The organism is Phocaeicola sp. RTP21359st1_B8_RTP21360_211022, assembly GCF_040911965.1.
In the GTDB taxonomy this organism is placed as follows: Bacteria; Bacteroidota; Bacteroidia; order Bacteroidales; family Bacteroidaceae; genus Phocaeicola; species Phocaeicola vulgatus.
Genome location: NZ_JBDFXP010000027.1, coordinates 17106 through 40023, shown reverse-complemented (window position 1 = coordinate 40023; position 22918 = coordinate 17106). Strand labels below are relative to the sequence as shown.

Here is a 22918-nt window from a genome sequence, read left to right as displayed (position 1 = left end):
TTGTTTACCTATGATTTTTTTATCCTTAATTCTTACACATTAACATGAGTTTACTATGGACAACAGACCGACTATCGCTGAAGTACAAGAATGGGTACTGAAGCTTTATAACACGTGTGAACAAACCATCACTAGTGAGGAACGTAAAGAACAGCATAAATATGCCGTTATGGTACAACGGCCACAGGACAAAAAGTTCCTGGTGAAGATGCTGGACGAATCTTCTCAAATTCGTGATCGTAAGAAATTGGCAGAACGTATCAAGAAGCTGATAGACCGTTATGGTGTACCTGAGTTCTTGAATAAGCGTGATGCTTTCCTTTTTAAAATGTACCAGGCTTTTGGCCACCATTTTGATTTTATTGCCATACCAATCATAAAGAAGCGCCTTCGTATGGATACTTCTAAAGTGATTCTGGATGAGGCGCGTCCTAAATTAACAGCCCATCTGGCTGCCCGTTTTAAGCAAAAGATTGGTCAGAATGTAAATTTGCTGGGTGAGGTCGTATTAGGAAACGGAGAAGCAGACCATCGTTATTTCCATTATTTAGAAGCTTTGGAGGCTCCCGATATCAATTATATCTCCGTGAAAATATCGGGTATCTACGCACAGACCCATGCGCTGAATTATGAAGAAAGTTTTCCGGAACTGGTGAAACGTATGTGTGCGCTATATCAGAAAGCGATTGACTTTCCTTACGTAGATGAGAATGGTGTAAAACGTTCCAAGTTTGTCAATTTGGATATGGAGGAGTATAAAGATGCTCACTTTACATTGCGCTTGTTTAAAGAAGTGTTGAGCAGACCGGAATTTAAAAACTATTCGGCAGGTATTGTTGTACAGGCTTATCTGCCCGATGCGTATGAATTTCAGACTGAATTGTTGGACTTTGCCAAAGCGCGTATGGCTGATGGCGGTGCGCCATTGAAAATGCGGTTGGTAAAAGGTTGTAATCTGGAAATGGAAACGGTTATCTCTTCTCTTCGTGGCTGGCCTAATCCAGTGAGGACATCGAAAACAGAAGTCGATGCCAATTATTTGCATATTCTGGAACGGGCTTTGTTACCGGAGAATGCAAAAGCCTTGCATGTGGGGGTCGCTTCTCATAATTTGTTCACTATTGCATACGCCTATCTGTTGAGTCGGAAGCTGGGAAGCGCGGAGTACATGACTTTTGAGATGTTGGAAGGTATGGCTGATCATGTATGGCGTGCCCAATCCCAATTGGGAAATCATGTGATTTTATATGCACCGGTGGTAAAAGATGAGCATTTCCTGAATGCAGTATCTTACTTGGTCCGTCGTATGGATGAAAATACGGCTCCGGACAACTTTCTGACCCATTCGTTCAATTTGAAGCCGGGTACGGATACTTGGCGTTTCTTGCAGAACCAGTTTGAGGAAGCTTATAAGATGAAAGATGTTATTACGCATATTCCTACCCGTACACAAAACCGCTTGCATCGTTATACTCCCGTTCCACCAGCTGATGTAATGAAGAATGAACCTGATACTGATTTTGATTTGGCTCAGAACCAGGAGTGGGTTCGGAATATTTTTGCGAAGTGGAAGAAGTCACCGGCGGATTCACCTGAAATCATTCCTTTGCAGATAGGAGCTGAAACGGTGGTTTGTGAGAAGCGTCATAAATATATGGACCGTTGTCAGGATGATGAAGTTTGTGTATGTGAAATGTCACAAGCTGATGCCGGACAGGTGATGAAAATTTTGGAAATAGCCGAAAAAGATCCTGCCGGATGGAGAAAGACCACATTGCAGGAACGGCATAAAATAATGTATGAAGCTGCCAACAGACTGGGTGAGATGCGTGGTGATTTGATAGGTTGTATGTGTGCTGTGACAGGGAAGACAGTGGTGGAAGGCGATGTGGAGGTATCGGAGGGGATCGATTATGCTCGTTTTTATACCACTAGCATGAAGCAGTTTGCGGAATTGCCGGATGTGGATATTGCTCCTAAAGGGACTATTTTGGTTATTTCTCCGTGGAACTTTCCGTGTGCCATACCTATTGGTGGTATTGTGGCAGGACTGGCAGGAGGAAATACTGTGATTCTGAAACCGGCTACTGTTGCCGCTCCTGTGGCATGGTTGTTTGCCAAGGCATTTTGGGATGCAGGTGTGCCTAAAGAGGCTTTGCAGGTTATCATTACAGACCGTGAGGCATTAAAGGTATTGACTACTGCTCCGGCTGTCAAACATATTATTCTGACAGGAGGGACAGACACTGCCCAAAATATTGCACGCAGTAATCCGGCTACTCCATTGTCGGCAGAAACCGGTGGTAAGAATGCAATTATCTTGACAGCTTCCGGTGACCGTGACCATGCTATTATGAATATTGTGGCTTCTGCTTTTGGCAATGCCGGTCAAAAATGTTCCGCATGTTCTTTATTGCTGGTAGAACGCTCGGTCTATGAGGACAAGAACTTTCAAGATAAGTTGAAAGATGCCGCAACTAGTATGAAGGTGGGTAGTGTATGGAATCCTGGGAATGTGGTAGGTCCGATGATTACCAATAAGAATGATAAATTATTGAAAGCTCTGGAACTGGAAAAAGGGGAGTCTTGGCTGGTTCCACCTCGTTTTCTTGATAAGCATAAATATGTATTGGCTCCTACAGTGAAGTGGGGGGTACGTCCCGGCAACTATTCATTCAGAACGGAATTGTTCGGTCCGATGCTGAGCGTGGTTTGCATTGAGAATTTGCAGCAAGGCATTGATTTGGTAAACAGTTTGGAATATGGTTTGACTTCGGGCTTACAGAGTCTGGATGAAGGCGAACAGAAATTGTGGAAAGATTCAATTATGGCAGGTAACCTTTACATCAATCGTGGTATAACGGGGGCCATTGTAAATCGTCAGCCGTTCGGTGGAATGAAATTGTCGGCTTTTGGTGGAGGTGTGAAGGCGGGTGGTCCTAACTATTGTGCTTGTTTTGTAAATATTGCAGATAAGCCAGGCAGTACCACCGACTATACACAAAGTTATGTGAAGGCATACGAGCAGGAATTTGCGCATGCTCGTGATGTCAATAATCTGTATGGCGAGCAAAATGCATTCCGCTATCTGCCTTTAAAGAATATGGTTTTGCGTCTTTTCCCGGGAGATAACAATGAAGATGCAAAGATGATTGCTTTGGCTGCCAGAATTTGTCATACTCCATTGAGTATTAGTTTTGAACCTGGTGATGACCGTACCGCTGCATTGGCTTCTTTGGGATGTCCTTTAAAAGAAGAAGCGTTGGCCGGATTCCTGAAATCAATGAAGAATTATGAACGTATCCGCACTTGTGGGGCTGATATTCCGATGGAAATGTACGAGGAAGCTGCACGTATTGATAAGTATATTGCTACAGCTAAACCGGTGAAAGACGGACGTGTGGAATTGATTCATTACATCAAGGAGCAAAGTATTTCATTTGAATATCATCGTTATGGTAGTATTCTGGAGGTGCTGCCGGTAGAATAACTGTTTATATTATCGGGCGGAAACATTCCGTCCGATAATTCTTTTCAGTGTCTTTATATTTTTATGGAGTGCTTTATTATTTCATCAATAAGGGCAAGAGTAAAGGCAGATAAATTTTTAAATCAATACGTAATTATTTTAAAACTTGTTGGACCTGATAGTCTATAAGTTTTAGAAGATATTCTAGTATTCCGACAATTTTTTATAACTCATATTTTTTAACAATGCATTAAAAAGCTTTGTTATAGGATTTTGGCATAGAAATAAAATGGTACAATAATTTGTCCTGTTACTTGGCGGAATGAATATTTTTTCGATCTTCCTTGTTTGTCGGATAAAGCAGATTTGTGTAAAAAACTTAGAAATAAGTAAGAAGGATAATATGGTGTAAAAGCAGTCCGGCATATGGATGAATATCTGTGCCGGACTACTTTTTTATATTGTGGCGGAAGAAATGGAACTTTTGATAAACCTTTCGGACACACGCTTGTTTATGATAAGTTCATGTTTTTGACATGAGTAACATAAATCTATTGCAAAGACTAATGAAAGAAAATAGACCTCCTTTTTTGCCGTTTTCGCAATCTTGCTTTAATTATTTTAAAGTAAGGGGCTTTATTGGATTTTCGGAATTGTGTATCAGAACATTTCATCCTGATTCACAAAGATATATATGTCCCTATTTGCCCGATGCGCATATCTTGGAGTTCCGGCTTCCGGCAGCGACTATAGAGTGTGTTATCAATAAACAAGGTATATGCATTGAGGCTATCATGTTTACCGATTAGTAAGTGCTTAATCTTCCTTTTTCATTTCTTAATAATTAAGCCAAAGCTTGAATGAAGAAAGTTTTTCTTCACTGATGGTGATTTGGGCTTTGTAAGGAGGAAGGACACTGACTACTATCTTGCCATTAAAATAAGGTTCGGCATGGTCTATGGAAGCAATGCTGATAATAATCTGACGGTTGGCGCGAAAGAACTGTTCTGGGTCCAACTGTTCCATTAATTTATTCAGAGACAGGTCGATTATGTGTTCTTGTCCTTTTTGGGTGACGGCAAAAGTTATTTTATTTTCAGAATAGAAATAGGCTATGTCCGTTACTTGAAGAGACCAGAAACGGTCGGCTCCATAAATAAGGAAGCGTGTACGGTAACGTCTTTCTTTATGTTGCAGGGTATCCAGCAATGTATCCAGATATTTTTGGGGGCGGGAGATTCCTTTGTTTTGTAAAGTTTCGTATTTGATGATGGCATCGAGCAGACGTGTTTCGTCGATGGGTTTCAGTATATAATCTATGCTATTTACTGTAAATGCGCGGATGGCATATTGGTCGTAGGCAGTTGTAAAAATAATTATAGAGGAAGGATGCACGGCCGAAAGGAAATCGAATGCGTTTCCATCTGCCAATTGGATATCGAGGAAGATCAGGTCGGGTTGTGGATTATCTTTAAACCAAGCCACAGCTTCGTCCACACTGCCTGGTATAATGGTCAGTGTCCATTGCGGGCGCAGACGGGTAATCATGGAATGTAACAAACGTGCTGCTGGCACTTCATCTTCTATAATGATTGCGTTTAGTTTATTCATATGCTAAAGGTACTTTTACGGTAAACAAATTGTTTGCTTTAGTGACAATGATTCCTTCGCCGAGCAGTAGTTTGCAACGGTTGGAAAGATTATTCAATCCTACTCCCGAAGAGGTGTCATTACTCTTTTTAGGTTGGATAGGGTTACTTACTGTCAGGTAATAATTTTCAATTTCTATATTAATTTGCATAGGCTTGTTTGAGGTGATGGAATTATGCTTGATGACATTTTCTACCAGCAGTTGCAAAGTTAGTGGCGGGAGCATGGCTTCAGGATAGTCTTCGGGAAGATGACATTTGTAACTGATGCAATTTCCTAATCGGACTTCGTGAAGAAAGAGGTAGGATTTCATAAATTCCAATTCTTCGCTTAAAGGTACCAAGACTTTATCTTGACTTTGAAGGACATAGCGGTAAACGCTGGACAGATGTTTAGTGAAGCGGACTGCATTGGCGGGATTGTATTCTATTTCTGCAATCAGCGTGTTAAGACTGTTGAACAGAAAGTGTGGATTGAGTTGGTTTTGCAGGGCGGTGTAACGGGCTGTGTTATTTTCTTTTTGAAGTTCGGCAGCTTCTTGTTGCAGTTTTAATGTGTTCTGAATAGAACGGTTAGATAAAAGTAGTCCTACAATAACTAACTCCACCAACCATACCAGAAAGAGGATGCGCCAGCCGCCATTTGGGAAAATAAATATGTTGTAGGAACCTACCAGAAGTTTTCCGACAATCAATAAACTATAATTCAAAAGAAAGAACAGAAGAGTTACGGCTATATAAATGGTAATAATTTTCCAACGTTTGCGGATATTCAATGCATATTGACTGTTTAGCCAGGAACTGAGCCGCAACGTTGAGTAGCCAAGAATATTGAAGGCTGTGATGAAGAAGATAAAAGCACCTTTGGAAAATAGCATATCTGCCACATGGGGTGACAAATCGGAATAATTGGCTAGAAGAAGATAGGAAAATGCTCCTAGTCCGGAGAATAAAAGGCCATATAATGTAACATTCCATTTCATGTGAACAAAGCTACAATATTTTACAGAATAATCATAGACTGGAGAGGTGTTAAATTAATATTTTCCATTCACTATAGGTACGGATAAATTCCGTTCCTTGGTGAATGGAAGAATATGCTTTTCATGATGGTTGGTTTTATCTAATATTTGTTTAAAGCTTTCAGCAATGCGGAATAGTGTCCTTGTGCAGAAACTTTGGCTTGTACATAGTTGGTTTGTGAAATCTGCCGATAGTTTTGTGCCTCTATCATTTCCACTATTGATACTTTCCCTTCTGTATATCTTTCCAATGCCATTTGTTCGTTTTTGCGGGCTTTTTCCAATGAGTTTCTAGTTAATTGTACTTGTTCCATTGCTTGAGACAAGGATACACGGGCTGTCTGCACTTCCAGATTTACATGGTCACTTACTTGGTGCAGATTATCAGTCGCGGCACCGATCTGGAAAGAGGCTGCCCGTTTTTCGTTGCGTCGTTTCCCCCATTCAAAAATAGGTACAGATAACTTAGCATAAACGGCATAGTTGGGATCAAGGTCGGATTTAAAGTTATATCCTGGTGAAGAGTAACTTCCTTCTATGCCGACATACAGTTGCGGTTTATATTTTGAGTCAGTCAGTTTCTTTGAGCTTTCGGCTATGCCTATTTGGTCGTATGCTATTTTTAGTTCCGGTCGGTTAGAACCGTCTTGCTTCCATAACTGCTCATTCATTACGATGGAAGGAATGGTATCTTCCACTTCCGTTATTTCATGAAGTGCCGTGCCAATCAGTGAATTAAGTGCCATTCTTCCTGTTTCCAAACTGCTTTTTGCTTGGAGCAATTGGTATTCGGCTTCATTTAGTTTTACTTCTGCCATAAGTAAGTCTTGCGGGTCAACTAGTCCTGCTTCGACTCGCTCACGGATAGTTTTGGTGAGTGAGGCGATAGAGTTTCGATAGTCGGTAGCAACTTGCAGAAGTTCGGCACGGGCTACGGTATTCCAGTATTGCATATCGGTTTGGTAGCACAGGGCGGAACGAAAGTATTCCGCCTGATGTGCTGCCAGACTATGTTGATGTTTTGCCATCCGGATGGTTTCCAGCAGACGCCCGCCTGTATAGACCGGCTGTAATAGGGTAAGTGAGGCACCATATTTCATGTCCTTGCCTTCGAACGTCAGTGGGTTTTGCATACTGGGCAAGTCCAGAGTGAGCTGGATGGGGTTGCCGGTATATTGAAAGTTGGCGTCACCCGAAAGTTTGGGACGCAAATCTTTTCGGGCGGCTTTTTCCAGTTCGATACTTGCAGAGATGTGTTTATCCGCCGCCTTCAGGTCGTGGTTGTATTCCACAGCCATCGACCTGTACTTTTCCAATAAATCACTTTGTTGGGAGAAAGTAGCGGACGGAACACTAAAAATAAAGATAAACAGTATATTAATTCTTTTCATAGGATGCATATTTAGAATTACTCTTAATTTTATAAAACATGGCATATAATGCCGGGGTTACGAATAACGTTAGCAATGTGGCAAACGTCAGTCCGAAAATAATAGTGGCTGCCATACCGCCGAATGCTATATCGAACAATAACGGAACCATTCCTAAAATAGTAGTGGTCGCTGCCATAAGTACAGGTCTTGTTCTTGACACTGTAGCTTCTATGATGGCGGTATAAGGTGCGATTCCATTTCGGCGCTGTATATTTATTTCATCCAGTAACACAATCACATTTTTAATAATCATACCTAATAATCCCAGCCATCCGGCGATGGGGAAGAAGCCGAAATCGAATCCGGTGAGCAGCATACCTATGGCAACCCCGATAAGGGAAAGGGGAAGGATACACAGGATAATGACCGGTTGTCTGAAGTTACCGAATAATGCTACAAGAATTACAATGAGCATCAGAAAAGCCAAAGGAAAGAACTTGGCAATGGCCTGCATCGCTTCGCCTTGGTCTTTGTATTGGGCATCCCAGAAGAAGGTATATCCTTCGGGCAATTCTATTTCTTCTATCTCTTTTCGTATTTCTCCGTGTACTTCCGCCATGGTGTGTCCCGGTTTTACTCCACACATGGCTGCCATGGATAACTGACGGTTATAAGTACGTATTTGCGGAAATTCCCAAGTGGTTTCAATTTTTTCCGTTATTTGTGACAGAGGTGCCGAATGCTCCCCGTTCCAAACAGAGAAATCCCCTAAAGATCGCTCGTCTGTAATATGAACCCCTTCCGATTTTAGTAATACAGGTACTTTCTTTTCATTATCCCGATAAATTCCTACAGGAGTTCCATCACTGATAGACTTGACGGATTGCATCATTTGTGCTTTGGTGATACCTAGTGCTCCGGCTTTTACCGGATCGTAAACAGGGCGGATCATTAAACTCATGTTGCCCCATTCGTTGCGGGCGTCCGCTACTTTGGGATTGCGGCGCATGATTTCTATTGCTTTCCCTGCCAGTGAATCTAGTACAGCAGGATCCGGTCCTAGAAAACGGGCTTCGATGACGGCTTCTGTCAAAGGGCTAAGCTCGAATTTGTTCACTTTTATCAGGGGTTCGGGATATTTCTGGCGGATGGAGTCTTGCAGTAGCGCATGTAATTCCTTTGAATCTTTGGAGGTCTTGCATTTTACCAGTATTTGTGCATAATTGGATTGAGGACCGAAAGATACATTGGATAAATAATAGCGGGGTGGCGTGCGACCTATGTAGGTAGAAACCATTTCTGTTTCTTCGTGTCCGCGTATATAGTCTGCCAGACTGCTTGCCATGCGGTCTGTTTCGTTAATGTTTGTTCCTTCGGGCAGCCACATATCTACGGTAAAGTATTGTTTTTCCAGTGCGGGTACGAATACTTTAGGAATAAATTTGAAACTCCAGGCAGAGAGTATCAGCATAATGGCCAGTGAGCCGATGGTGACCGACCGGTGGCGGAGCACCCAATGTAAAGCATTGCGGAAACGGTTGTAATATTTTCCGTCGAACAGTGCCGCTTTCAGTTCCTCGGGACGTGGGCGGCGGACAAATTCCTGTATAAAGAAAGGTGTCTGTGTCAGTGCGAACACCCAGCTGAACATCAGGGATACTCCGATAACCACGACTAATGAGGATAACAGTTCACCTGTGATATGTGGTGAATAATAGATAGGAAGGAAAGTAAGAATAGCGATTACGGTTGCTGCCAACAAGGGCAGGGCGGTAGTCGAGCAAGCCTGCATGATGGCTACACGTTTCCGCATTCCACGCTCCATATTGATTAAAGCGGAGTCTGACACAACAATGGCATTGTCTACCAACATCCCCATGGCGATAATGATGGCGGCCAGTGACATTCGCTGGAGTGCGATGCCGCAAGCCATCATGACAATGAGAGTGGCGAAGATGGAAAAAATCAGTCCGCTACCTATCAGCGTGCCATTCTTGAACCCGATGAAAAATAATAGAATGGCTATAACAGTTAAAACGGAAATGATGAGATTCAAGACAAAGCCTTGATTGGCAACGGCTGATTCATATCCTTGATCGTAGATAGAGGTCAGTTCATATCCTTCAGGCATGGATTGGGATAATTCGTCAATGCGTTTTTTCACAGCTTCTGCCATATCCACTACATTTCCGGTGGGGACGGTGGAGATGGCAATACCTATGGCCGGATTACCGTCAATGCGCATCAGATTGCTGGCAGGTGTCTGATAACTTTCTTCTATTTGTGCAATGTCGGCAAGGCGGAAATGTTCACCGGAGCGTGATACGATAGTCAGGTTTCTTATATCATCTAATGAATAAAAATTTCCAGTGGATTCAATGCGCAGCCGATTTTGTCCGGCATCAATACCTCCGGCATCTACCACTTTGTTTTGTGCTTCGAAAGCGCGGGCTATATCCGAGGTCGTAATTCCGCTTTGTGCCATGACGGATGGGCTGACAGATACGTCAATGGTAGGTGTCTGTATTCCGTAGATTTCTATTTTAGCAACATCTTTTATTTTCAATAGTTCGTTTTTGATAATCTTGGCTTCGTCTTCCAGTTCCCGATAGGTATGGCTCTTTCCAGTCAGTCCATAGAAAACTCCCAATACATCTCCAAAATCATCGTTAACAACAGATGGACCTGCTCCGGCGGGGAGTTTGCTTTGTACATCATTTACTTTACGGCGTAATTTGTCCCAAAGTTGTTGCATTTCGTCTGCCCGGATTTCCTTTTTTACATAAACGGTTATTTTTGAAAGTCCTGTTCGGTTTTCTGTTTTCAGATAATAAAGTTCACCAAGAGATTGGATGGATTCTTCCAGAACATCTGTTACTTGAGATTGTACCTCGGAGGGGGATGCTCCGGGATACGGAGTCAGTACGAGTGCTTGTTTGATGGTAAAGGGGGCGTCTTCCAGTTTTCCCATTTTGATATAGGAGAACAGCCCACCGGCCAATATCAATACCAACAGCAAGATAGTGACTGCTTTCTTCTGTAGAAAATATTTTACGAGTTTCATGATTGTTTATTTCTGTGATATTATTCGTTTTCTACACTTATTTTCATTCCATCCGATAGGAAGCGGAGCCCACTGTTTGCTACAGTTTCATCAGGATACAAGCCTTCGGTGATAGATACATAACCGTTTGGCAATAGATCCCCTTTCTTTACTTTTCTCTTAGTTACTTGTTGGGTTTTGGAATTTACTACCCATAAATAATCTCCTTCTGTAGGGCGATGGCAAAGGGCTGTTTGAGGGATGGCTGCTCCTTGGGAAAGAGTTGAAACGGAAGGGGCATTTAGGCTTGCTTTACCAGACATACCTGCCAGTAATTTCCCTTCTTTATTGGGAAGTAGAGCGGTCAGCAGATAAGAGAGGTTATTGCGGGTAGTCCCTTTGGAAATTTCCATTATCTTAGCATTATATACTTTATCGGGTTGGGCGTCAAATCGTACTTGTATTGTATCTAGTGCTTGCGCTGCACGGGCAATGTCTTGAGTGACATAAATCTCCAGTTTAAGTTGGTCTATATCAATAAAAGAAATGATGGGCTGGGTTGCTTTCACATCTTGAAATTTCTCTATATATACTTCACCCACATAACCATTGAATGGAGCGATAAGGCGTGTGTCTTCCAGTTCATAGGAAGCTGTATTGAAAGTTGTTTTTGCAGTGATATAGTCTGCTTTTGCTTTTTCATAAGTACTTGCAGAAACATTTCCTTTGTCGTATAACTTTTGTATACGTTCGAATTCCGCTTTTGCCTGATGGTAGATTGCTTCGGCACGTTCTTTACGGATGCGGAAATCGCGCGGATCTATTTCGGCTATGATGCTGCCTTGTTGGTATCGGTTACCTGCGTATACATCGAAACGGTCGATGGGACCGCCTACTCGGAAAGATAACTCGGAAGTGCGAAAAGGTCGGGCAATAAAAGAGAATTCTTTGTCACCCTGATGTGAAACTGGAACAGCTTGTGTTGTTTTTACAATAAGGTCTTGTTTTTTATCATTGCCTTCGGCAGCACAGGAAGAAAGTAGTGCGGCAAGGCTTAATAATAGCATGGAATGTACGTTTATCTTCATATTTTGTCTTTTAAGTTTGAAACAAAAATAAAGATTGAAGGGAGAACAGATGGGGAAGAAAATGCTGAAGCCGGAAAAAGAAGACCGGAAAAAGGGAAAATGCATCCTGAATAATTTTATCTATGAAGTAAAAAAAGATTTATTCAGGCAACTTTTTATACAGAATAGCTGTTTTTATCAGTAAGATGATTAACTATAAACTCTAAAGAATAAAGCGTATGTATTTTATTTGGTACATTATTATCGGAATTATTGCTGGTTTTGTTGCCGGTAAGTTGATGAGAGGGGGAGGTTTCGGTCTCTTTATTAATTTATTGGTTGGTATTGTTGGTGGTGTCCTGGGCGGCTGGGTATTCAGTTTGTTTGGTATTGCAGCAACTGGTATTATTGGCAGTCTTGTTACCTCTATTGTGGGAGCTATATTATTGTTGTGGATTGTTTCTTTGCTCAAGAGGTCTGATATTTCTTGAATTATAAGAGTAAAAAAGAACCGTCCTGACGACACGCTTGCCGGGGGCGGTTCCTAACCAAACAAATCAAAAAATATAAGTATATTAACTAATTGCTTCCACCTCCTAAGGCACGGTAAAGCATGATATGCAGTTTACAAGATTCCACATTCAGAGCGATACGTTCCAATTCACAATCCAGGAAACGTTCATCGGCCGACAGTACATCCAGATAGCCTGCGAATCCTACTTTAAACATTTCATTTGCATTATAAATAGATCGATGATGGATACGGCTTTCTTCTTCTTTCAACTTTTTGCGCTGGTGCATTTGCGATGATGCAGTAATGAGGTTTAATACTTCTTCATAGGCTTTTAATACCGTATCGTGATATCCTAACAAAGCGATGCGTTGCTGGCTTTTCGCATCATTCCATAATGCACGTATAGTATTTTGTTTGAATATAGGTGCTGTGATACCTGCACCGAGATTGTAAACCAGGGATGCAGGAGCAGTAAACCATTTATCCAGATCAAATGCGTTAAAACCTCCGTTTCCTCCAATCACGATGGATGGGAAGAAAGCTTTTCGCGCTGCAGATACGTCGGATTTACTAGCTAATAACTCCAGTTCGGCAGCCTTTATATCCGGGCGATATTGCAAAAGTTGTGACGGGATTCCTGCATCTGTGGGAAACTCATAACTACATGCAGTTTCAAATGACACTCGTTTCACCTTGAAAGGCAGTCGTCCTAATAAGGTGGCGATGGCACGTTCCTTTTCACTTATTTGCTGTTCGTTTGCAAGCAGCATTTCTTCCAATTTAAGGCGTCGTGACCGGAATTGGTCTACAGAAAGTCGGGTTACTTCACCTTCTTTCATCAGTTCATCGGTTAAATTATAAGCATCTCTGGCTGTTAGGATGGCTTCGCGTAGCACATATCGCTGTTTATCCAGTCCTATTAATTCAAAATAGTGTGTACCTACTTCTGATATCAATAAGGTGCGTGCCAGACGCATAGCTTCTACAGACTGCATCCAGCGGGATACGGCCGATCGTTTTTTATCGGTTAGCTTACCCCATATGTCAGCTTCCCATTGAAAATTGAGTCCTAGGTTGAAATTCCGGTAGGGATCTGGAATATGTTTGTCTTTTTCTAAATCGGGAGTGTTGGTGGTGCTGTTACCAACTCCGTCCATAGTGTACTCGCCAAAACGTTGTACTCCACCATCAATGCCTAATGAAAGATCGGGCAGCAGCGCTCCTTTTCCTACTCGAACTTGTGAACGGGCAATGGATATCCGTTCTATAGTTTGAAGGAATGAATGATTGTTATTTAACGCTTCGGCTATATAACTTTGCAATAACGTATCTGGAAAAAATGTTTTCCATGACATGGAAGAGATAGTAGTGCTGTCCGTTTCCCTATCCATATAGAACTCGGGTAACTCTATCTTTTCTGTCGGAGTAAGGGAAGGGGCTTTGCAACTTACCATAATCAGACAGAAAGCTCCTATTATTAAACCTGTTTTGTTTATATTGTTATTTTTCATCTTCTTCATCATAGCTGACTTTATTACGGTTAAGATGTGCAGACCAACTCTCGAAAACAAGGTAAAGTCCAGGTACAAGGAAGATTCCTACGAATGTACCGATAAACATACCTCCGGCGGCAGCTGTTCCGATGGAACGGTTGCCCAAAGCACCGGCTCCGCTTGCCATTACCAACGGGATTAGTCCGCATATAAATGCAAAGGATGTCATCAGGATGGGGCGCAGACGGCTTACGGAACCTCTAACGGCAGCATCAAAGATGCTCATTCCCTGTTTGCGGTACTGGTTGGCCATTTCCACAATAAGAATGGCATTTTTGCCTAGCAGACCAATCAACATTACCAAGGCTACCTGGGCATAAATATTATTTTCCAAGCCTGCCAGTTGCAGGAAAAAATAAGAACCGAAGATACCTGCCGGCAATGAAAGTATGACGGGAAAAGGCAGTAACAGACTCTCGTATTGTGCTGCCAGCAACAAATAAACAAACAGCAGGCAGATACCGAAAATAAGAACGGTTTGTCCACCCGAATCTTTCTCTTCACGAGTAACTCCTGACCATTCTATATCATAACCGCGAGGTAATGTCTCTTTGGCAATTTGTTCCACTGCTTCGATAACCTCTCCTGAACTGACTCCTTCGGCAGGTTCACCTGTAATCAAGGCCGAGGTGAACATATTGTAGCGTGTAATCTGGTTAGGACCGAATATACGGTCCATCGTCATAAAGTTAGAGTAGGGTACCATATTCCCGTCCTTGTTCTTGGCATAGAACTTATACAGATCTTCAGGATTCATACGATACTCTGGAGAAGCCTGTAACATCACCTTATACATTTGTCCGAAACGAATAAAGTTGGATGAGTAGAAACTGCCGATATAGGATTGGAGTGTTTCCATGGATTCATTTAGATTTACTCCTAATTTAGCTGCTTTAGCAATATCCACTTTCAGCAGATATTGTGGAAAATTAGGATTGAATCCTGAGGTTGCTCCCACAATGCGCGGATCTTCATTCAGTTTTTCTACTAATGTATTGGCAACATCGGCAAATTCTGCAAAGCTGCCTGCTGTTTTATCTTGTAAACGAAGTTCGAAGCCGCTGGCATTACCGAATCCCGGAACTGTAGGAGGCAGGAAGAACTGAATATCCGCATCTTTGATATGCGAGGTGCGGTCTTTGTATATCTCTATAAGTTCGGCTGCTGTTTGATCGCGTTCACTCCACGGGGTGAGATTAATCATACCCATACCGAAATTGGCACCTTCCGTTTCAGTCATCAAACTATAACCTGCTAATGTGGAGATGCTTTCAATTTCTTTGAAAGGAAGCAATGCAGCTTGTACAGCGTTCAAGGCTTTTTCGCTGCGTTCCAATGTTGCTCCCGGAGGCGCATCTACATTGACATAAATCATACCTTGGTCTTCATTGGGAATAAAGCCTGAAGGAAGTACCTGGCTCATGCCGAAAGTGGCAAGGAAGAAAATAATCAGTGTGGCATAAGTGATTATTTTCCGGCTCAAATACTTGTGTAATCCGATATTGTATTTCTTTTCAAAGCGGTCGTACCGGCGGTTGAAAAAAATAAAGAAACGACGTAGCCATCCTGCTTTTTTCTTCTTTTTTCCATCAGCGGGTTTCAGTAACAAAGCACATAGGGCAGGCGAGAGGGTCAATGCGTTTATTCCTGAGATAACAATGGCTACCGCCAGTGTCAATGAGAATTGCCGATAGAAAATACCTACAGTTCCCTGCATGAAGCCCACCGGAACAAAGACTGCCGACATGACTAGCGTGATGGCAATAATGGCTCCACCGATTTCATTAATAGCTGCTACAGATGCTTTATAAGGAGAGAGTTTCTCATGATGCATCTTTACATGGACAGCCTCTACGACGACTATTGCGTTGTCTACTACAATACCTATTGCGAGCACAAGGGCGAATAAGGTCAACATATTTATGGAGAAGCCCAGCATTTCCATAAAAAAGAATGTACCGACCAATGAAACTGGTACGGCGATAGCCGGAATTAAGGTGGAACGGAAATCTTGTAAAAATATATACACCACAATAAATACCAGTATGAATGCTTCGAGCAGTGTCTTCAGCACTGACTGTATGGAGGCGTCAAGAAAGCGTGATACGTCATAGGAGATATTGTAATCCATGCCAGGCGCAAAACTGCTTTCTTTGATTTCTGCCATTTTGGTTTTAATATTTTGGATGACTTCCCTTGCATTGGAGCCGGGGCGTTGTTTGATCATAATAGATGCCGATGGCCTTCCGTCGGTCATAGAGGTCATGTTATAATCTTCAGAATCGAATTCAATAGTGGCAACGTCTTTCAGACGTAGCAGTGAACCATCGGGAAGAGCTTTCAATACAATCTCTCCATATTCTTCTGCTGTGCTGAACTTTCCGGTATATTGTAATACATATTGCAGTTGTTGGGGTAATTTGTCTGAACTGATACCTGTCTTGCCGGGTGCTGCTTCTATGTTTTGATTACGGATGGCTTCAGTTACATCTTGAGGTACCATGTTGTAGGCGGCCAGCCGATTAGGATTCAACCATACACGCATGGCATAATCACGGCTACCCATGATTTCTACCAAGCCTACACCGTCAATACGTTTTAATTCGCGCAAAATATTGATATCGGCAAAGTTATAAACAAACTTTTCGGTATGTGCACTGTCCGTACTCATGATGTTCAAGTACATCAACATACTGTTTACTTCTTTTTCTGTAATAACTCCGGCACGGATTACTTCTTCAGGCAATTCGTCTAGTACGGTAGTCACACGGTTCTGTACATTTACGGCAGCTACGTCCGGATCGGTTCCCACTTTAAAATAGATAGTAGTAAGGGACATACCGTCGTTGGTACAAACAGTGGTCATGTAGGTCATGCCGGGTACTCCGTTGATGGCACGCTCTAACGGGGTGGCGACTGTTTTAGACATCACATCGGCACTAGCCCCGGTGTATCGGGCGGTTACCGTTACAGATGGGGGTACGATATCGGGAAACTGAGTGATGGGCAGTGTCAAAATAGACAGTACGCCCAAGCAGACGATAATGACGGAGATTACTCCTGAAAGTATCGGTCTTTTTATAAATAGCTTAAACATAAACTGTCCGTTTTATTTTACGATAGGTTGTTTTAATTCAACTTCTTTTCTGATTGCTTCCATATCAATGGTATCAGTCTTGATGGTAATGCCATCTTTCATCATTTGCACTCCCTCGTATACGATGGCAGTGTTAGGAGAGAAGTCTTGTGTCACATAGTAATTATTATAGCGTTCCAGCGGTTGGAAGCTGCGTACTTTTACTACACTGGCACTATCAACGGTATATACATAGGTGAAATCTTGAATTTCGAATGTTGATTTCTGGGGAACTAGGCAGATGTTGTCCATTTGGGTCATCATACGTACTTTTCCAGTCACTCCATGTTTCAGCAGTCCGTCCGGGTTCGGAAAACGGACACGGAAGGCAATGGAGCCGGTTCCTCGTTCAAAGTCACCTTCTACTGTTTCTAATGTGCCTTTGTGGGAGTAGATGGAACCGTCTGACAAAATCAGTTCCACATTATTTTCTTCGTGCTGTTTTTGTCCGCTAAGTTGTTGGCGCTTGTATTCCAGATACTCGCTTTCGTTCACTTTATAGTAAGCAAAGATCTCGGAAATATCACTTACGGTAGTCAGTAAGCTTTGCGGATTTACCAGACTTCCCGTCTTATAAGGAATACGGTCTATGTAGCCGTCAAAAGGGGCAGTGATAGTAGTGTAAGAATAATCCATCTGTGAACGTTGCATTTGTGCTTTTGCCTGTTCCACTTTCATTTGGGCTACTTCTTTTTCTTTATTGGCTTGGTCGAGTCGGATTTTTGATAAGATTTGTTTGTCAACCAGCCGGCCTATTCTTTCGGCTTCATAATTTGCCATTTCATATTGTGCCTGTGCTTGTTTGTAATTGGCTTGCGCCTCTTTTACCGTTTCGCTATATTGGTCGGAACTGAGTTGGAATAGGGGCTGTCCTTTTTTGACTTTCTGTCCTTCGTCTACATATATTTGTTGAACAAATCCTTCCACTTTGGGCTTAATTTCTACAAACTGTATAGCTTGCACATCAGCTACATATGAGCGTGGAAACTCAATGGTTGTGGGGTGAAGAATGGTGATGGGAATGAATTCTTTGTGATGTTCCTGCTTGTTGTCCGATTGACCACAAGAGCATAGCAATCCTGTGCATGTACACAGGACCGCAATTTTCTGAAAATTACTCTTCATGAAATTACGAATACAATTTAAAAAGATTAATAATTGAGTTTGAGTAAATAAAAGATCCGGCTTGCATTCAAATCTTTCAGAATACAAGGCCAATATGTATGAATATGCTTTAATGTGACATATTAAATGCGGTACACACAAAAGATAATGTGATGATGTACCACTTTCCCCGGATTTTCACTGACAGGTGTGTAACTTTGTACCGGAACTTGGGGAATAGCAAAAAGATTGACCAGCATGTCGATAGTGCAGGGTAAAAAACGACTGTTTGGCAGTTGTGCACGTCCCGACTGGAAATAATAAGTTTCTTCTCCTCTGTTTTCTTCATTGTTGTCAGAAGGCAGGGTGGGTTGTTCCATCGTTTCTACCATAGCCAGATTGGCATCAATCAGTGGAGCGCATACATCAAATTGTACGAGTAATAACATAATTACGCATACTATTCTTACCACATATTTTTTGATACCGTTGAACATGAAAGATACTTTGTTTGTCAATTCGTTTGCAAATTTAATATAATTGAACACTGTTTTCAAACTAATCATCCAAAATTAGTGAGTTTTAATATATCCTTTCTCTTTTTTGGAACTACTATCCTTTATACTGACTGAAATCTGTTATTTTTGTACTCAGTATTTTAAATAATCAGATAATATTACTTATGTTACAACCCGAATTGAAATTTCGTCGAGATAAAATACGCTATTTAATGGCTCAACAAGGCATTGATGCTGCCCTGATAGCTTGTAATGTAAATTTGCTTTATACGTATGGTGAGATAGTGAACGGCTATCTTTATTTACCGCTTCATTCACCGGCACTTCTCTTTGTAAAACGTCCTAATAATATTGTGGGAGAATTTGTATTCCCTATTCGTAAACCTGAGCAGATAGTGGACTTGTTAAAAGAAAATGGTATACCTGTAGCTTCAAAGATAATGTTGGAAGGCGGGGAACTGCCTTATGCGGACTATATGCGTCTTGCATCTCTTTTTCCTGAATCGGAGGTAGTGGATGGAACTGCTATTATTCGTGAAGCGCGTAGCGTAAAGACTCCGCTGGAGATTGAACTTTTTCGTCGGTCGGCTGCTTTACATGCTCGAGCATATAGTAAGATTCCCGATGTATACCATCCGGGGATGACTGATCGTGAACTATCTGTTGAGGTGGAACGCCTGATGCGACTGGAAGGTTGTCTGGGAATATTCAGAGTATTTGGTCAGAGTATGGAGATATTTATGGGAAGTGTGTTGGCCGGAGATAATGCAGCTACTCCTTCGCCTTATGATTTTGCCTTAGGTGGTAAGGGATTGGACCCGTCTTTGCCCGGAGGAATGAATGGAACTTTGTTGAAAGAGGGGTATAGTGTAATGGTGGATATAGGGGGAAACTTTTACGGATATATGTGCGATATGAGTCGTGTGTTCTCCATTGGAAAATTAAATGATGAGGCTTATGCAGCTCATCAAGTCTGTCTTGAAGTGCAGGATAAGGTTGCCTCTATGACGGCGCCTGGTGTGGTGTGCGAGGATCTTTATAATGCGGCCATTGAGATCGTGACGAAAGCCGGATTTGCCGATCGTTTTATGGGGGTGTCCCAACAGGCACGTTTTATAGGACACGGCATCGGGTTGGAAATCAATGAGGCACCAGTGTTGGCTCCGCGTATCCGGAGGGAGTTGGAAGAGGGAATGGTGTTTGCCCTTGAACCTAAAATCGTATTGCCGGGAGTAGGACCGGTCGGCATTGAAAATTCTTGGGTAGTTACAGAAAACGGAGCCGGCAAACTGACCATTTGTAATGAGGAGATTATAGAGCTTTGATTCCTTGGATGTAAATATTGAAGCGGAAATATCAAAAAAACGAAAAATTTTATGGTTCTTGTTCTAGTGTCATTGGGGGCAAAGTGAAGAACTTGAATATAAAAAAGATCCCGAAACTTTTAGTTTCGGGATCTTACATGGTTTGAAGTATATTTTTTATTCCCACTCAATGGTCGCATTGGGTTTGGGCGACAGGTCATAGCATACGCGGTTCACATTCTTTACTTCTTTTAGAATACGGTCGGTAATTTTCATCAGAATGGACCAGTCTATCGGTTCGATAGTAGCTGTCATAGCATCTACGGTGTTGACAGCTCGGATAATAACAGGCCAGTCAAATGAACGGGCATTGTCACGCACGCCTACTGATTTGAAATCGGGTACTACGGTGAAATATTGCCATACTTTCTTGTCCAAGCCTGCCAGTTGGAATTCTTCACGCAAGATGGCGTCCGATTCGCGAACAGCTTCCAAGCGGTCACGAGTGATAGCCCCCAAACAGCGCACTCCCAAACCAGGACCAGGGAACGGCTGACGGTAGACCATGTCGTATGGTAAACCAAGTTCCACTCCGCAGGCACGGACTTCGTCTTTGAACAACTGGCGTAAAGGTTCTACTAATTCAAACTGTAAATCCTCGGGTAAGCCACCTACATTGTGATGGGATTTAACCATTTTGGCTGTTTTAGTACCACTTTCTACGATATCAGGATAAATTGTACCTTGTCCCAAAAAGTCGATTCCATTTAGCTTACGGGCTTCCTCTTCGAACACACGAATAAATTCACCACCGATAATCTTGCGTTTCTGCTCCGGATCAGTTACATTTTCCAGTTTACTCAGGAAACGGTCTGTAGCATCCACGTAAATCAAATTAGCGTTCAACTGATTTTTGAAAACTTCAATTACTGCTTCCGATTCACCTTTGCGCATTAATCCATGGTTCACATGTACGCAGACCAGATTATTGCCGATGGCTTTCAGCAACAGAGCTGCTACTACAGAACTGTCTACACCTCCGGAAAGTGCCAATAATACTTTCTTGTCGCCTACCTGGCGGCGGATCAATTCAATCTGGTCATTGACAAAGTTTGTCATATTCCAGTTAGCCTCTGCCTTGCAGGTATCAAAAACAAACGATTGTACAGCATTCTTTATTGCTTCCACATCATCCGTCAGTTGGGGAAGCTTCACTTCGCAACATGCTTTGTCATGACCGGCAGCCATTACGGGGATCCCTGCTTTGTAAATCTCGGGAAGCACGTCAATATCCACTCCGTCAATTACATGGTTGGGACCGCCATTGATAATGACACCCTTTACATTGGGCAATGCTGTCAGCTCGGCGGCTGTGATATCGTGCGGGTAAATTTCACTATATACACCCAAAGCACGAATGGCTCTGGCAAGCACGGTGTTTTCGGTGCTTCCCAAATCCAAGATAACAATCATATCTTGTTTCATTCCGTTATGTTGTTTTTAAGTTATTAGTTGGTTGTCTATTATTCCCACTCAATTGTGGCAGGCGGTTTGGACGAGATATCATAGCATACGCGGTTTACACCTTTTACTTTATTGATTATGTCGTTTGAAACCTTAGCCATAAATTCATAGGGAAGATGAGCCCAGTCGGCGGTCATGGCATCCGTACTAGTTACGGCACGTAGGGCAACGGCACGTTCGTATGTACGTTCGTCCCCCATTACTCCCACACTTTGTACGGGTAGCAAGATTACGCCTGCCTGCCATACTTGGTGGTAAAGGGATGTTTCGTTTCCGTCCGAGTCTTTCACTTTCCAGTCTCTCAATCCTTGGATATAGATATCATCGGCGTCTTGCAGAATACGTACTTTCTCAGGAGTGATATCACCCAAAATACGTACCGCAAGTCCTGGTCCGGGGAATGGATGGCGTGTAATCAGATGTTCCGGCATACCCAGTTCACGACCTACGTGGCGTACTTCATCCTTGAATAGCAGACGCAGAGGCTCGCATAGTTTCAAATTCATTTTTTCGGGCAGTCCACCTACGTTGTGATGACTTTTGATTACAGTGCCGGTGATACTTAATGACTCGATACAGTCAGGATAAATGGTACCTTGTGCCAGCCATTTCACATCTTTAATTTTATGAGCTTCTTCATCGAATACGTCAATAAAACCTTTGCCGATAATCTTACGCTTCTTCTCAGGTTCTTCCACACCTGCCAGTTCACTGAAGAATTTTTGGCTGGCATCCACTCCGATTACATTCAGTCCGAGACATTCATAATCATGGAGTACATTTTTGAATTCGTTCTTACGCAGCATGCCGTGATCTACAAAAATGCAGGTAAGATTCTTGCCTATCGCTTTATTTAATAATACGGCTGCCACAGATGAGTCTACTCCGCCACTCAGCCCCAGTACTACTTTGTCATTTCCCAGTTGCGCTTTCAGTTCGGCTACAGTCGTTTCAATGAAAGAGGCAGCGCTCCAGTTCTGTTTCCCCCCGCAAATGTCGACTACAAAATTTTTCAGAAGCTGGGTTCCGTCTTCACTGTGGAACACTTCCGGGTGGAACTGTACTCCCCATACTTTCTCTTCCTTTATTTGATAAGCAGCGATGGCTACTTTATCTGTTGAAGCGATAATTTTGAAATTCTCCGGAATGGCGGTGATGGTATCTCCGTGGCTCATCCATACTTGTGAGTGTTCACGGACGTTCTTCAATAGTGGGTTCTCTTGGTCGAAAGTGGAAAGGTGTGCACGTCCGTATTCACGTGTGCCGGCCGGTTCCACTTTCCCACCGTTTGTATAAGACATGAACTGTGCACCATAGCAGATACCCAAAATAGGATACTTTCCGCGAATGTCACTCAAATCGACTTTAAAGGCGCTTTCATCATACACCGAGAAAGGGCTTCCCGAAAGGATAACGCCGATTATGGACGGATCATTGTGTGGAAATTTGTTGTAAGGCACAATCTCGCAATAAGTATTCAGTTCGCGAACGCGACGGGCTATGAGTTGTGTGGTTTGTGAACCGAAGTCGAGAATAATGATCTTTTCTTGCATATATATATATTAAGATATGTAAATGATTTCGTGCCGCAAAGATACTCAGAAAAAATAAAAATCCGTCATGCTGTTGAGGCTTTTTATAA

14 protein-coding genes are annotated in these 22918 nt (G+C 42.4%); 3 read left to right on the top strand and 11 right to left on the bottom strand.

The genetic code is table 11. The features are described 5' to 3' along the window. Positions 1-55 precede the first annotated feature (55 nt). On the top strand, positions 56-3490 hold the full coding sequence (locus tag AB5062_RS14255; RefSeq protein ID WP_032952406.1) for a bifunctional proline dehydrogenase/L-glutamate gamma-semialdehyde dehydrogenase: 3435 nt from the start codon (positions 56-58) through the stop codon (positions 3488-3490). A gap of 816 nt (positions 3491-4306) precedes the next feature. Here AB5062_RS14255 and AB5062_RS14250 read toward each other — a convergent pair. The 5 genes from AB5062_RS14250 to AB5062_RS14230 all read right to left on the bottom strand — a co-directional run bounded on the left by AB5062_RS14250 (position 4307) and on the right by AB5062_RS14230 (position 11644). Further along, entirely contained in the window at positions 4307-5080 is a 774-nt protein-coding gene (locus AB5062_RS14250) for a LytR/AlgR family response regulator transcription factor (protein ID WP_368326905.1), read from the bottom strand. Then, entirely contained in the window at positions 5073-6101 is a 1029-nt protein-coding gene (locus AB5062_RS14245) for a sensor histidine kinase (RefSeq protein ID WP_005851718.1), read from the bottom strand. Before AB5062_RS14245 ends, AB5062_RS14250 begins: the two co-directional genes overlap by 8 nt. Before the next feature lie 140 nt (positions 6102-6241). Further along, positions 6242-7531: a TolC family protein gene (locus AB5062_RS14240; RefSeq protein WP_005851717.1), complete on the bottom strand. Its 1290-nt coding sequence runs from the start codon at positions 7529-7531 to the stop codon at positions 6242-6244. Then, positions 7518-10577: an efflux RND transporter permease subunit gene (locus AB5062_RS14235; protein WP_032952405.1), complete on the bottom strand. Its 3060-nt coding sequence runs from the start codon at positions 10575-10577 to the stop codon at positions 7518-7520. Before AB5062_RS14235 ends, AB5062_RS14240 begins: the two co-directional genes overlap by 14 nt. Before the next feature lie 20 nt (positions 10578-10597). After that, on the bottom strand, positions 10598-11644 hold the full coding sequence (locus tag AB5062_RS14230; RefSeq protein ID WP_032934801.1) for an efflux RND transporter periplasmic adaptor subunit: 1047 nt from the start codon (positions 11642-11644) through the stop codon (positions 10598-10600). Between the two features lie 218 nt (positions 11645-11862). On the opposite strand from AB5062_RS14230, the gene AB5062_RS14225 reads away from it, so the two are divergent. Then, on the top strand, positions 11863-12114 hold the full coding sequence (locus tag AB5062_RS14225; RefSeq protein WP_005839298.1) for a GlsB/YeaQ/YmgE family stress response membrane protein: 252 nt from the start codon (positions 11863-11865) through the stop codon (positions 12112-12114). Between the two features lie 88 nt (positions 12115-12202). Here AB5062_RS14225 and AB5062_RS14220 read toward each other — a convergent pair whose 3' ends face one another. The 4 genes from AB5062_RS14220 to AB5062_RS14205 all read right to left on the bottom strand — a co-directional run bounded on the left by AB5062_RS14220 (position 12203) and on the right by AB5062_RS14205 (position 18379). After that, entirely contained in the window at positions 12203-13660 is a 1458-nt protein-coding gene (locus AB5062_RS14220) for an efflux transporter outer membrane subunit (RefSeq protein ID WP_005839297.1), read from the bottom strand. After that, positions 13638-16787, bottom strand: coding sequence for an efflux RND transporter permease subunit (locus AB5062_RS14215; RefSeq protein WP_005839296.1), 3150 nt, complete (start codon positions 16785-16787; stop codon positions 13638-13640). The genes AB5062_RS14220 and AB5062_RS14215 overlap by 23 nt, the downstream gene beginning before the upstream one ends. A 12-nt stretch (positions 16788-16799) precedes the next feature. Next, a complete protein-coding gene (locus AB5062_RS14210; RefSeq protein WP_005851698.1) occupies positions 16800-17951 on the bottom strand; it encodes an efflux RND transporter periplasmic adaptor subunit in 1152 nt (383 codons plus the stop codon). A gap of 122 nt (positions 17952-18073) precedes the next feature. Beyond that, the gene (locus tag AB5062_RS14205; RefSeq protein ID WP_227238691.1) at positions 18074-18379 is read right to left on the bottom strand and encodes a hypothetical protein; all 306 of its coding nucleotides are present in this window, start codon (positions 18377-18379) and stop codon (positions 18074-18076) included. A gap of 233 nt (positions 18380-18612) precedes the next feature. On the opposite strand from AB5062_RS14205, the gene AB5062_RS14200 reads away from it, so the two are divergent. Next, positions 18613-19773, top strand: coding sequence for a Xaa-Pro peptidase family protein (locus AB5062_RS14200; RefSeq protein WP_005839290.1), 1161 nt, complete (start codon positions 18613-18615; stop codon positions 19771-19773). Between the two features lie 156 nt (positions 19774-19929). Here the strand turns inward: AB5062_RS14200 and guaA (AB5062_RS14195) are convergent, their stop codons facing one another. Next, positions 19930-21237: a glutamine-hydrolyzing GMP synthase gene (gene guaA / locus AB5062_RS14195; protein ID WP_005839288.1), complete on the bottom strand. Its 1308-nt coding sequence runs from the start codon at positions 21235-21237 to the stop codon at positions 19930-19932. A gap of 38 nt (positions 21238-21275) precedes the next feature. Continuing rightward, on the bottom strand, positions 21276-22829 hold the full coding sequence (guaA, locus tag AB5062_RS14190) for a glutamine-hydrolyzing GMP synthase (protein WP_368326906.1): 1554 nt from the start codon (positions 22827-22829) through the stop codon (positions 21276-21278). Between the last annotated feature and the right edge of the window lie 89 nt (positions 22830-22918).